The organism is Streptomyces sp. NPDC050564 (assembly GCF_044457265.1).
In the GTDB taxonomy this organism is placed as follows: Bacteria; Actinomycetota; Actinomycetes; order Streptomycetales; family Streptomycetaceae; genus Streptomyces.
In genome coordinates this window covers 54,082-66,353 of record NZ_JBITGS010000012.1, presented here as the reverse complement: position 1 = coordinate 66,353, position 12,272 = coordinate 54,082, and the positions used below count along the sequence as shown (strand labels likewise).

The window sequence follows — 12,272 nt, the reverse complement described above, 5'->3', positions numbered from 1 at the left end:
AAAACAGCGCAGGTCATACGGGGGGAGAGATCGGGTAAGAACTCTTACCCGCACTGCTGCCTTTGTCAGGTACCCGTCGCGCCTGGTCAGGCCGGAAACGGAACCCTCACACCCGATACGGCAACGAGTCGTCCAGCGGCGGCAGGTCGTCGTACAGCCGCAGCTCCGCCGATTCGTCGACGTACGGCAGGAAGTCGGTCTGGGGCAGCACCCAGCCCTCCTCGCCGAAGACCAGCGTGCCCCGCTCGCGCAGTGACCGCTCGCCCCCGGCGCGCCGCACCCAGCTGGCCGGGTCGGGGCCGAGCAGCTCGCGCAGCCGCGCGGAGTCGGCGAGCAGCGAGGCGAGCAGCTCGGACTGGTCGCCGCCCCCGGGGCGGGGCTGTCCCGTGACCGGGTCGGCCAGCACGCCGTGCGCGCTGAAGTAGATGTACGCGCCGCCGAGCCGCTCCCCGGAGGGCATGGTCATCGCGAACGTGTCGCCCGGGAGTATCGCCCGCCGGTAGTCGGGGAACTCGGTGTCGTCGACCGCCTTCAACTGCGTCGAATCCAGCCAGGTCACCACGAGCGTGGTCTCGGCGCCCCGGTCGACGTACGGCGTCCCTGCCACATAGCCCGCCGGGCTGATGTGCCCCGAGCAGCCGACCCCGATGCCCTGCACGCGCACCGGCACCATCGGCACCGTCGCCGGGATGCCGAGCCGGGTCAGCTTGTGGGCGACCTGCCCGGGGGAGGCGTTCGAGCCGACCGCGATGACCGGGTGACGGCGCCCGGTGACCACCTGGCCGAGGTCGGCGAGCGCTTCGTCGAGCCGCTGCTGCGCCTCCTGCTCCTCCACGTACCACTCGCCGAGCCTGAGCGGCCGTACGTCGAGCTGGAGCAGCTCGCCGCCGGTCAGCAGGGAGGGCTCGGTGGTGGGACGGCCGGGATAGGTGAGCGGTTTCTTGGCGGGCACGTCGTCCAGGCCCAGTGCCTCAAGGCTTCGGTCCTTCGTCGTCACGGTGACGCCCTTCGGGGGTGGTCGCGCGATACGGGCTGGGGAGTGTCTGAGCCTTCCACGCGAGATGTACCCGGGGCTGGGCCTGGTCTCCCCGTCTGGACGGGGTTGGCCGGAACGGACACCGGGAATCATGCCGTCCCATTGTACGAGTGGGAGCGAAGTCGGTTACGGGGGTGGCGAGTTGGATTTACTGAGGCAGCCGCGGAGGAGCCGGGCGCATCCGCGCTTCCGTACGTCCGTTCGCTGGTGGATCGCCGGACGCACCGTCCACGCCCTGCTCCTGATGACGCTCGGCGCGCTGGCCGGACTCTCGCTGGTCATCGCGACCGCCTGGACGCTGACCGAGCACTCGCCGCGGTCGATGGCCGAGCGGTTCTCGAACGAGGAGCGGCTCTTCGACCTCAGCCTCACCGTGCTGCGCGCCTGCGTCGGCACGGACAACCTCGAACCCGAACCGGACAGCACCGCGCACCAGCTGCTCGCCACCCTCGCCTCGGTCACCGGCTCACTGGTGCCCGCGGTGCTCCTGGGCATCGTCCTGATCAAGATGTTCGCGCTGCGGCCTTTCGTCTGGCGGCAGCGGGCCAGCATCTCGCAGGCCTGGACCGCGGACTTCCCTGGCTACTCCCGGCTGCACGCGAACAGCGAGGACGCGATCATCGCTGTTCGCTTCTACAACCGCTTCGACAATCTGTCGGTCGTGGACCTGCGCGCCCGAGCCCATCTGCGCTACCTGGAACGCTCACCGCACGACGGCAGCCTCGTCATCTACAAGCAGTGGCTGAAGGTACTGGACGCGAAGGGCGAGCCGGCCGACGAGCGGTCCTGGCTCGCGGTCGAGCGCGGGGCACCCTTCACCGTGTGGATACCGGTCGAGGCACCGGTGGCCGAGCTGCCGTTCCGGCGCATCCAGGGCAAGGACCTGTCCGGGTCGTATGGCGTGAAGCTGCTCGTGCGGCTGACCGCGCGCACCGTGGGTCTCGGCACCGAGGTCGCCGACGAGCGCTGGTTCGACCTGGAGGGCGGCGACTTCGAGCTCGGCCGTTTCGTGCCGCTCCAGCCGGACCTGGACAATGACGTATGGCGCTGGGAGGGCTGGACGGACTTCGACGGGCTGATCCAGCGGCTGCCGCCCGACGACGGTGAGCTCACACGTCCGGGGTCTTGAGCGATGTCGTGCGTTCCGCCTTTCGAGCGATGTCAGGCGTCCCGTTTCTTCAGCAGCGCATAACCGCCGATGAGCGCCGCGGCCACCCACAGCACCATGATCGCGAGACCGCCCCAGGGTCCGTACGGAGTGTCGTCGCCGATCGGGGTCACGACCCGCATGATCTTGCTGCCGGCCTGGTCGGGCAGGTAGCGGCCGACCTTCTTGGTCGCGGAGACGGCTCCCAGGATGTTGGAGATCAGGAAGAAGAACGGCATCAGGATGCCCAGCGAGAGCATCGGACTGCGCAGCATCGCCGCGACGCCCATCGAGAAGACGGCGATGAGCGTCATGTAGAGCCCGCCACCGATCACCGCGCGCAGCACGCCCGGGTCGCCGATGGACGCCTTGTGCGCGCCGAGTACCGCCTGGCCCAGGAAGAAGGCGACGAAGCTGGTGATCATGCCGACGACGAGGGCGAGGCCCGTCGCCACCGCGATCTTGCTGAACAGGAACGTGCCGCGCTGCGGGACCGCGGCGAGTGAGGTGCGGATCATGCCGGTGCTGTACTCGTTGCCCACGACCAGCACCCCGAATACGATCATCGCGAGCTGACCGAGGGTCATGCCCGCGAAGCTGATGAATGTCGGGTCGAAGGAGAGCCGCTCCCGCACGGGCATGTTGTCGAACTCGTTCTTCGACAGCAGCGAGATCAGGATGCCGAGGGCGATCGTGACGACCGCCGCGAGACTGAGCGTCCAGACGGTGGACGCGACGGACCGGATCTTGGTCCACTCCGACTTGAGAACCTGGGTGGCCGCCATGATCAGCCCCTCTTCCAGTCGCCGCCCCATTGCGGGGCCGGCCGCGGGGTCGGTGTGTGCGGGGTGTCGGCGTGCGCGTGGTACTCCACCGACTCCGCGGTCAGCTGCATGAAGGCCTCCTCCAGGGAGGCCTGTTGCGGACTGAGCTCGTGCAGCACGATCTGGTGCTGGGCAGCCAGCTCGCCGATGTGCTCCGGCTTGCCGCCGTCCACATCGAGGGTGCCGCTGCCCGTCTCGACGACGGTGATCCCGGCGCCGTGCAACACATCGAGGAGCCGCTCGCGCTGGGGAGAGCGGATACGGACGTACGACCGCGAGTTCTGCTGGATGAAGTCGGCCATCGAGGTGTCGGCGAGGAGTCTGCCCTGGCCGATGACGACGAGGTGGTCGGCGGTCAGCGCCATCTCGCTCATGAGGTGGGAGGAGACGAAGACCGTACGGCCCTGCGCGGCGAGCGACTTCATGAGGTTGCGGATCCAGTGGATGCCCTCGGGGTCCAGACCGTTGACCGGCTCGTCGAACATCAGGATCCGCGGGTCGCCGAGCAGCGCGCCCGCGATGCCGAGCCGCTGGCCCATGCCGAGTGAGAACCCTTTGGCCTTCTTGTTCGCCACCGGGGTGAGCCCCACCGTGTCGAGGACCTCGTGGACGCGTGCCTTGGGGATGCCGTTGCTCTGGGCGAGGCAGAGGAGGTGGTTGAACGCGCTGCGGCCGCCGTGCATGGCCTTGGCGTCCAGCAGGGCACCGATGTATTTGAGCGGCTCCCTCAGATGGTTGTAGTGCTGACCGTCGATCCGGACATCGCCCGCGGTCGGGTGGTCGAGCCCGAGCATCATCCGCATCGTCGTGGACTTTCCGGCGCCGTTGGGGCCGAGGAAGCCGGTCACGATGCCGGGTCTGACCGCGAAGGTGAGGTTGTTCACCGCCACCTTCTCGCCATACCGCTTGGTCAGCCCCTCGAGCTCAATCATGCGGCCACGCTAAGTCGGGCGGTTTGGCTGTGCCACTTGAGCAGGGGGTTGAGCCGCTCGTCAGCCAGGGCCGGCTGCTGCGCCGCTGTGGCTGGTCGCACCTACGCGGCCGCACGATGTCCCAACCCCGCGCGCCCTGTAGGGCACGACAAAGGCCCGCGCCCCCGGCGGAGGGTGCGGGCCTTTGACGGTGCTCGGTGATTACCGGGACTGCTGGGCCGGAACCCCACGGGAGATCGGCTCGTCCTCGGCCGGCGTGCCGGCGGCGGCCACCGCGGCGCCCGTGAGCGTCGCGAGCATCTCGCGGACGTTCGTGAGCTGGGCGTTGATCGAGTCGCGGCGGTTGGTGAGGGCCGCGAGCTCGCGCTCGGATTCCGAACGGATGCGGTCGGCCTTGGCGTTCGCGTCGGCCACGATGTCCTCGGCCTGGCGCTGAGCCGTCTCGACCGTCTGGCGGGCGCGGCGCTCGGCGTCGGTGCGCAGCTTCTCGGCCTCCAGGCGGAGCTGCTCCGCGCGGTGCTCGATCTCCGCGAGGCGCTTCTCGGCCTTGGCCTGCCGCGAGGCCAGGTCGCGCTCGGACTGCTCGCGGCGCTTGGCGAGGTTCGTCTCGAAGTCGGCGGCGGCCTGAGCGGCCTTGGCACGGGTCTCCTCGAAGAGGGCGTCCGCCTCCTCGCGCTTGGACTGCGCGTCCTTCTGCGCCTCGGAGCGCAGCTGCGAGGCGTCGCTCTTGGCCTTCTCGACGATCCGGACGCCCTCGTCCTCCGCCTTGGCCTTGCGGTCCGCAGCGAACGATTCTGCGTCGTTGCGCACCTGCTGGGCCGCCGACTCGGCGAGCTCGCGGTGCTGCTCGGCCGCGCGACGGGCCTCCTCGCGCAGGTCCTTCGCCTCCTCCTCGGCGAGGCGGAGGATCTTCTCGACGCGTGCGCCGAGACCCGCGTACGACGGCTCGGCGTCGCTGACCTGGGCCTGGGCGTTCTGCGTCTCGAGATGGAGCTCCTCGATGCGCTTTTCCAGAGCAGTGATACGGGCCAGAGCGCTGTCACGGTCGGAGACGAGCTTCGAGATGCGTTCGTCCACCTGAGCGCGGTCGTACCCACGCCGCACAAGCTCGAAGCCGTAGGGGGAAGTGTCGCTCATGGGGTTCCTGTCGAATGAGACCGGTGAGGTGATAGGGGGAATCCTAGGGGTCAAAGCGGTGTGTCATCGAGCGGATACGTGTTTGATCTGGAGAATGACACTCCTTTTGGGTGGCTAACTGTCGGAGGGCTTGCCAGAGCCTGTGCCAAAGGTCCCTGCAAAGCATGGAATCGGTGCTTCTGGCTAGCCCTCTGCTGACTTGCCACCCGAACGAGTTGCGCCCGCGGCGGCGCCCGCCTTGACCCCACCGTCCTTGTTGCCGGACGGGGCCTCAAACGACTCCAACGCCTCCAGGACGTCCTGGACACGGGAGATCTCCGCGTTGATGTCCTCGCGGCGGCGCACCAGGACCTCCAGGTCGCGCTTGCCCTCCTCGACCGCGGCCTTCGCCTCCTGGATCGCCTCGGACCTGATCTTCTCGGCCTCGGCGACGAGCGAGGTCTTCTTCTGCTCGGCCTCCTTGAGGAGCCCCTCCGCCTTCTTGACCGCGGCGATACGTACCTTGCTCGCCTCGGAGTTGGCCTCCGACACCAGGTCCTTCGCCTTCGCCTCGGCCTCGGCGAGCTGGTCCTCGGCCGCCTTCACGAGCGCGTCGCAGCGCTCGCCGGCCGTCTTCATCGCCTCGGCCGACTCGCGGCGGGCCCGGGCGTGCAGCTCCTCGATCTCCGTGGTGATGCGGTCGCGCAGCTCCTCCGCACGCTCCCTTATCGCCGTCGCGTCCCGGCGCGCGCCGACCAGCAGCTCGTCCGCGTCCGTACGGGCCCGCTCCACCAGCGAGTTGCCCTCCACGGTCGCCTCGGAGACCAGTCGCTCGGCCTCGTTGCGCGCCGCACCGACCATCGTGTCGGCCTGCGACTCGGCTTCCGCCGTCGTCTTCTGCGCGCTCTGCTGCGCCTCGGAGAGCAGCTTGTCCGCCTCGGACGCGGTCTCCGAGATGAGGGTGTCGACCTGCTCGGCCGCCTCGGAGCGCCGCTTGTTGGACTCCTGGCGCGCCTCGTCCAGCGTGCGCTCGGCCTCCTCGCGCGCCGACGAGGTGAGCCGCTCGGCCTCCGCCGCCGCCTCTGCCTTGACGCGCTCCGCCTCGGTGCGGATCCGCTCGGCGTGCTGCTGCGCGGAACCGACCGTCTCGGCGGCCTCGGCCCGCAGTCGCTCCGCGTCTCCGGTCGCGTCCGAGATGAGCTGCTCGGCCTTGGCCACGGACTCGGCCCGTACGCGCTCGGCCGCGGCGGCGGTCTCGTTCGTGAGCCGCTCGGCCTCCGCCGCCGTCTCGGTGATGAGGGTGTCCGCCTGCGTGGCCGCGTCCGAACGGATCCGGTTGGCGTCCTCCCGGGCGTCCGCGCGGGTCCGCGAGGCATCCTGCTCGGCATTCGCGATGGTGTCGGACGCCTCGGTGCGGACGCGCTGGGCGTGCTCGGCGGCGTCCGAGCGCAGCCGCTCGGACTCGGCGATGGCCTCGGAAACCGTGCGCTCCGCGAGCGACTTGGCGGCCTCCGTCTCCGCGGCCGCCTCCCGCCGGATGCGCCCCGCGTCCTCGGACGCCCGCTCCCGCTCCGCGTACGCGTCGGCGCGGACCCGGTCCGCCTCCTCCTGCGCCTCGGTCCGCGTACGGTCCGCCACGTGCTCGGCGGCGCTGCGCAGACCCGCGATCTCCTCCTGGGCCTGCTCGTGCAGCCCGGCCACGGAGTCGCGCACCTGCTGCGCGGTCTGCTCGGCGTTGGAGACCATCTCGGTCGCCCGCCGGTCGGCCTCCTCGACCAGGCGTACGGCCTCGGCCTGCGCCTCGTCGACGCGGTTGCGCGCGGAAGCCAGCAGCTCCTCGCTCTGTTCGCGGGCCCGCTCACGCTCCTGGTCGGCCTCCTGGCGCGCGGAGCCGAGAAGTTCCTCGGCCTCGCGGCGGCGCCGGGCGGCCTCCTCCTGCGCGGCGGCCAGGGTCTCGGCGCCCTCCGTCGCCAGCCGCTCGGCCGCGGCCTGCGCCTCCGCCCGTACGCGATCGGCGCTGTCCTGGGCCTCCGACTTCAGCCGCTCGGCCTCCGCCGCGGCCTCCGAACGCAGTCGTACGGCGATGGCCTCGCCCTCGGCGCGTGAGGTGGACGCGTCCGCGGCCGCTTCGTTGCGCAGCCGCTCGGCCTCGGCCTCGGCCTGTGCCTGGAGCGTGCGGATCCGTTCGGCGGCCTCCGTGCGCAGCCGGTCCGTCTCCTCGGCGGCCTCGCGGCGGATCCGCTCGGCCTCCGCGCGCGCGTCCGTCAGCGCCTGCTCGGCGGCGGCCAGGCGCTCCTCGGCCTCCGAGTGGCGACGGGTCAGTTCCTCGGCGGCCTCGGCCTGGCGAGCCGCCAGGGCGCGCTCGGTCTCCTCGCGCAGCAGCTCGGCCGCGCGCTCGGCGTCCGCCTTGATCTCCTCGGACTGCTCGACCGCCTCCGCCCGATGCCGCTCGGCCTCGGCGCGGGTGCGCTCCAGGGTCTCCTCGGCCTGCCGGCGCAGCGTGGTGGCGCGCTCGATGGCCTCGGTGCGGACCTTCTCGCTGTCCGTCGTGGCCGCCGTACGCAGCTCGTCCGCGTCGGCCTTCGCCTTGGCGAGCAGGTCCTCGGCGGTCTTGGCCGCCTCCTCGATCTGCTGGACGGCCTCGCGGCGGGCCTCGGCGCGGATGCGCTCGCCCTCGGAGACCGCGTCGGCCCGCAGCTGCTCGGCCTCGCCGCGCAGTCGGCGCGCCTCCTCCTGCAGCTCGACCGTCTTGGCGCGGTACTCCTTGGTGTCGTCCTTCGCCGTGCCCTTGAGCTGCTCGGCGATGTCGTGCGCCTCGGCGCGCAGCCGGTCGGCCTCGGCCTCCGCCTCGGTGCGGATCCGCTCGGCCTCCTCGGCGGCGGCCTTGGTGGTCGTCTTGGCTTCCTCGGACGCCTTGTTGAGCACGTCCTCGGCGGTACGGGCCGCCTTGGAGAGCTGGGACGCGGTCTCCTCGGCGGTGAGGCTGCGGGCGTTCTCCTCGGCCTCCGCGATGATCTTCTCGGCCTTGGTGCGCGCCTCCGCGACGACCTGTTCGGCCTCGGACTTGGTGGCCTCGGCCTCCTTGGTGGCCTCGCTGACCAGCCGGGCGACCTGCTCCTTCGCCGTACGCGTGCGCTGCTCGTTCGCCGACTCCGCGCTGGAGAGGGCCTTGGCCGCGGTCTCCTTCGCCTCCGCGACGACCTTGTCGGCCTCGGTCCGCGCCTCGCGCAGCGCCGCCTCCGCCTCGGTCATACGCTGCTCGGCGGCCCGGCTCAGTTCGGTCGCCTGGCGGCGGGCGGCGTCCGACTCGGTCGCCGTGGAGCTGCGCAGCTGCTCGGCGTGGTCGGTGGCCTCCTGGGCCTGGGTGGACGCCGCGTTCAGCAGCCGCTCGGCGTCCGTGCGGGCCCGGCGCAGCAACTGCTCGGCCTCCGCGCGGGCCGCCTCGGCGTCGGTGGTGAGCCGCTGCCGCGCCTCGGCGGCGACCCGCTCGGCCTCCGCGCGGGCGGCGGCCAGTGCCTGGTCGGCCTCGGCGCGCGACTCCTCCAGGAGACGGCGGGCCTGCGACTCGGTACGGGCGCGCAGCTGTTCCGCCCAGGCCACGTTCTCGTTGACGTGCGACTCGACGGTCTGCCGGCGCTCGGCCAGCTCCTGGTCGAGCTGCTGTCGGCGCGAGACCGCTTCCTGGTGCAGCTCCGCCTGCAGGCGCGCGGCCTGCTCGGCGTGCTCCTGCAGGATCCGCTGGGTCTGCGCGCGGGCCTGGCTCAGCTCGCGCTCGGCGTCCGCGCGCAGCTGGTCGGCCTGGATCTGGGCATTGCGGAGCAGCTGCTCGGCCTGGTACCCGATGTCGCCGCCGTCGTAGGCAGGACGGGTCGCCAGACTGCGCCGCGCCTCGTGCAGCTTGGCGCGCAGCACCTCGACCTGATAGCCGAGGTCCTCGGCGTGCTGGACGGCCTTCTCCCGCTCGGTCTTCAGCCGTTCCATCTCGGCCTCGAACCGAGAGAGGTGGTCGACGTCAGCCGCCGGCTCTCGCTCCTGGCGTTCGTAGCCCCGCACTGCGCGGTCCCATCCGTCCCCTGGTCGCAAGTCTCTCCAAACGAGCTCCGTCCATCCGCCGAACGGGGCCCCCGGGGGAATGGTGTCAGATCAACGGCGGAGCATGGGCTGCTGCCCCGACGCTCGTCCCCCGAAACCTGGACCCCGGCCCTCGGTCCTGCTCGTTGGAATGCGGCAGGACCTCGGCCGTCCCCGATAAAAGGAGACGACCGCCCCCAACCCTACCGGCCCAGATATACGGAGGTCAGTGCTCAGGTGACTCAACAGCAGCCGAAGTGACCAGTTCTGTCAGGACTCCATGGCAATCCTTTGGATGCAGGAACGTGATTCGGGAGCCCATGGACCCGCGCCGGGGCTCGTCGTAGAGCACGCGTACGCCCTTGTCCTTGATGTCGGCGGCGTCGGCGTCGACGTCCGCCGTGCCGAAGGCGATGTGGTGGACGCCCTCACCGTTCTTGGCCAGCCACTTCGCGACGGTGGAGTCCTCGCGAGTGGGTTCGAGCAGCTGGAGGTAGGAGGCGCCGCCGTCGGACGTCTCGTTGATCTTGAGCATGGCCTCGCGTACGCCCTGCTCCTCGTTGACCTCGGAGTGGAAGATTTCGAAGCCGTACGTGGCCCGGTAGAACTCGACGGTCTTGTCGAGGTCGAAACAGGCGATCCCAATGTGGTCGATTCGCGTCAGCATGGATTCAGTGCAGCGCTCCGGAGGTGGTTACGCAACGTGCGCGCGATCACACTCGCGGCCGGATGACGGGTGGCCTACCGCTCAGTACATTCAAGTAAACCCTCGTTCACTCCTCAGCTGTGCAAGCTGGAAGGGGATCGCACCTCATGTCTGGAACGAACAGCACGACTTCCGTGATCGTCGCGGGTGCCCGCACCCCGATGGGGCGGTTGCTCGGCTCCCTGAAGTCCTTCTCCGGAGCCGACCTAGGAGGCTTCGCGATCAAGGCCGCCCTCGACCGTGCGGGGATCGGTGGCGACCAGGTGCAGTACGTGATCATGGGCCAGGTGCTCCAAGCCGGGGCAGGGCAGATCCCGGCACGCCAGGCCGCGGTCAAGGCGGGCATCCCGATGAGTGTCCCGGCGCTCACCATCAACAAGGTGTGTCTGTCGGGCCTGGACGCGATCGCGCTCGCCGACCAGCTGATCCGAGCGGGCGAATTCGATGTCGTGGTCGCCGGTGGCCAGGAGTCGATGACGAACGCGCCGCACCTGCTCCCCAAGTCCCGTGAGGGCTACAAGTACGGGGCGATCGAGATGCTCGACGCCATGGCGTACGACGGTCTGACGGACGCTTTCGAGAACATCGCCATGGGCGAATCGACGGAGAAGCACAACGTGCGGCTCGGCCTCGCCCGTCCGGAGCAGGACGAGGTGGCGGCCCTCTCGCACCAGCGTGCGGCCGCCGCCCAGAAGAACGGCATCTTCGAGGCGGAGATCACGCCGATCGAGATTCCGCAGCGCAAGGGCGAGCCCGTCGTCTTCAGCAAGGACGAGGGCATCCGCGCCGAGACGACGGTCGAGTCGCTCGGCAAGCTGCGCCCCGCCTTCACCAGGGACGGCACGATCACCGCCGGCACCTCGTCGCAGATCTCGGACGGCGCGGCCGCCGTGGTCGTGATGAGCAAGGCCAAGGCGCTGGAACTGGGCCTGGAGTGGATCGCCGAGATCGGCGCGCACGGGAATGTGGCGGGCCCGGACAACTCTCTGCAGTCGCAGCCCTCGAACGCGATCGTGCACGCCCTCAAGAAGGAGGGCCTGGAGGTCGAGGACCTCGACCTGATCGAGATCAACGAGGCCTTCGCGGCGGTCGCCGTGCAGTCAATGAAGGACCTCGGGGTGTCCACGGAAAAGGTGAACGTCAACGGGGGCGCCATTGCCCTGGGTCACCCGATCGGCATGTCGGGCGCACGTCTCGTGCTGCACCTCGCCCTTGAGCTGAAGCGGCGCGGCGGCGGTGTGGGCGCGGCCGCGCTGTGCGGTGGCGGCGGTCAGGGTGACGCGCTGATCGTGCGGGTACCCAAGGCCTGACACGCGTTCCCCACTTGCGGAATCTCGACTGAACGGAGCTGTGATGCAGGACGTCTCCTCGCTGGTGGCCCAGGCCAGGGAAGGGCGGCCGCGGGCCGTGGCCCGGCTGATCTCCCTGGTGGAGGGGGCGGCACCGCAGCTCCGTGAGGTCATGGCGGCGCTGGCGCCGTTGGCCGGCAACGCGTATGTGGTGGGGCTGACGGGGTCGCCGGGCGTCGGCAAGTCGACGTCGACCTCGGCGCTGGTGACGGCGTACCGGCGGCAGGGCAAGCGCGTCGGAGTGCTGGCCGTCGACCCCTCCTCGCCGTTCTCCGGCGGCGCGCTGCTCGGCGACCGCGTGCGCATGTCCGAGCACGCGTCCGACCCCGGGGTGTACATCCGCTCGATGGCGACGCGCGGCCATCTGGGCGGGCTCGCGTGGGCCGCGCCGCAGGCGATCCGCGTCCTGGACGCGGCGGGCTGCGATGTGGTGCTGGTGGAGACGGTGGGTGTCGGCCAGTCCGAGGTCGAGATCGCGTCCCAGGCGGACACCTCGGTCGTGCTGCTCGCCCCCGGGATGGGCGACGGGATCCAGGCGGCCAAGGCCGGAATCCTGGAGATCGGCGATGTGTATGTGGTCAACAAGGCCGACCGGGACGGCGCCGACGCGACGGCGCGTGAGCTGAACCACATGCTCGGGCTGGGCGAATCCCGCGGTCCGGGCGACTGGCGGCCGCCGATCGTCAAGACGGTTGCCGCCCGCGGCGAGGGGATCGACGAGGTCGTCGAGGCGCTGGAGAAGCACCGGGCTTGGATGGAGGAGCACGGTGTGCTCGGCGAGCGGCGCCTGGCCCGGGCCTCCCAGGAGGTCGAGACGATCGCCGTCACCGCCCTGCGCCAGCGCATCGGCGACCTGCACGGCGACCGTCGCCTCAGCGCGCTCGCGGAGCGGATCGTGGCGGGGGAACTCGACCCGTACCGGGCCGCGGACACGCTGGTGGAGGGCCTGACGGAGGGCTGAGCCGAGGGTTTCGCGCCCTCGCCGTCCCTGCCCATTCCCGTTCCTGGGGGGGGGGGCCCCCCCCCCCCCCCCCCAAAACCCCCCCCCCCCCCCCCCCCCCCCCGCGGGGCGCGGGCGACGCCCCCCCCGG

At 70.8% G+C, this 12,272-nt stretch carries 9 protein-coding genes; 3 read left to right on the top strand and 6 right to left on the bottom strand.

Annotation, left to right across the window (positions count from 1 at the left end; translation table 11 throughout):
- Positions 1–106 precede the first annotated feature (106 nt).
- Positions 107–997 (bottom strand): hypothetical protein, encoded by an 891-nt coding sequence (locus ACIBK0_RS20260; protein WP_399081533.1) that lies wholly within the window; start codon positions 995–997, stop codon positions 107–109.
- 181 nt (positions 998–1,178) lie between these two features.
- Here ACIBK0_RS20260 and ACIBK0_RS20255 point away from each other — a divergent pair, with 181 nt between their 5' ends.
- A complete protein-coding gene (locus tag ACIBK0_RS20255) occupies positions 1,179–2,165 on the top strand; it encodes a hypothetical protein (protein ID WP_399081531.1) in 987 nt (328 codons plus the stop codon).
- Positions 2,166–2,197: 32 nt separating this feature from the next.
- On the opposite strand, the gene ACIBK0_RS20250 is transcribed toward ACIBK0_RS20255, so the two are convergent.
- From ACIBK0_RS20250 to mce, 5 genes are all read right to left on the bottom strand, one after another.
- A complete protein-coding gene (locus ACIBK0_RS20250) occupies positions 2,198–2,968 on the bottom strand; it encodes an ABC transporter permease (RefSeq protein WP_399081529.1) in 771 nt (256 codons plus the stop codon).
- Positions 2,969–2,970: 2 nt separating this feature from the next.
- Complete coding sequence (locus ACIBK0_RS20245) at positions 2,971–3,939, bottom strand: ABC transporter ATP-binding protein (protein WP_399081527.1); 969 nt, start codon at positions 3,937–3,939, stop codon at positions 2,971–2,973.
- A 201-nt stretch (positions 3,940–4,140) separates the two neighbouring features.
- Positions 4,141–5,076, bottom strand: a complete 936-nt coding sequence (locus ACIBK0_RS20240) for a cellulose-binding protein (protein WP_399081525.1) — start codon at positions 5,074–5,076, stop codon at positions 4,141–4,143.
- Between the two features lie 183 nt (positions 5,077–5,259).
- Positions 5,260–9,108 (bottom strand): polarized growth protein Scy, encoded by a 3,849-nt coding sequence (scy, locus tag ACIBK0_RS20235; RefSeq protein WP_399081523.1) that lies wholly within the window; start codon positions 9,106–9,108, stop codon positions 5,260–5,262.
- A 244-nt stretch (positions 9,109–9,352) separates the two neighbouring features.
- Entirely contained in the window at positions 9,353–9,793 is a 441-nt protein-coding gene (gene mce, locus ACIBK0_RS20230; protein WP_399081521.1) for a methylmalonyl-CoA epimerase, read from the bottom strand.
- A gap of 146 nt (positions 9,794–9,939) precedes the next feature.
- Between mce and ACIBK0_RS20225 the strand changes: the two genes are divergently transcribed.
- Both ACIBK0_RS20225 and meaB read left to right on the top strand, forming a co-directional pair.
- Positions 9,940–11,142 (top strand): acetyl-CoA C-acetyltransferase, encoded by a 1,203-nt coding sequence (locus ACIBK0_RS20225; RefSeq protein WP_399081519.1) that lies wholly within the window; start codon positions 9,940–9,942, stop codon positions 11,140–11,142.
- A gap of 43 nt (positions 11,143–11,185) precedes the next feature.
- On the top strand, positions 11,186–12,142 hold the full coding sequence (gene meaB, locus ACIBK0_RS20220) for a methylmalonyl Co-A mutase-associated GTPase MeaB (protein WP_399081516.1): 957 nt from the start codon (positions 11,186–11,188) through the stop codon (positions 12,140–12,142).
- The last annotated feature ends 130 nt before the right edge of the window (positions 12,143–12,272 follow it).

Excerpts from the sequence above, each read along its gene's own strand:
- ACIBK0_RS20225 (WP_399081519.1), top strand. The coding sequence starts at position 9,940 with ATGTCTGGAACGAACAGCACGACTTCCGTGATCGTCGCGGGTGCCCGC.
- meaB (WP_399081516.1), top strand. The coding sequence starts at position 11,186 with ATGCAGGACGTCTCCTCGCTGGTGGCCCAGGCCAGGGAAGGGCGGCCG.
- ACIBK0_RS20240 (WP_399081525.1), bottom strand. The coding sequence starts at position 5,076 with ATGAGCGACACTTCCCCCTACGGCTTCGAGCTTGTGCGGCGTGGGTAC.
- mce (WP_399081521.1), bottom strand. The coding sequence starts at position 9,793 with ATGCTGACGCGAATCGACCACATTGGGATCGCCTGTTTCGACCTCGAC.
- ACIBK0_RS20250 (WP_399081529.1), bottom strand. The coding sequence starts at position 2,968 with ATGGCGGCCACCCAGGTTCTCAAGTCGGAGTGGACCAAGATCCGGTCC.
- ACIBK0_RS20245 (WP_399081527.1), bottom strand. The coding sequence starts at position 3,939 with ATGATTGAGCTCGAGGGGCTGACCAAGCGGTATGGCGAGAAGGTGGCG.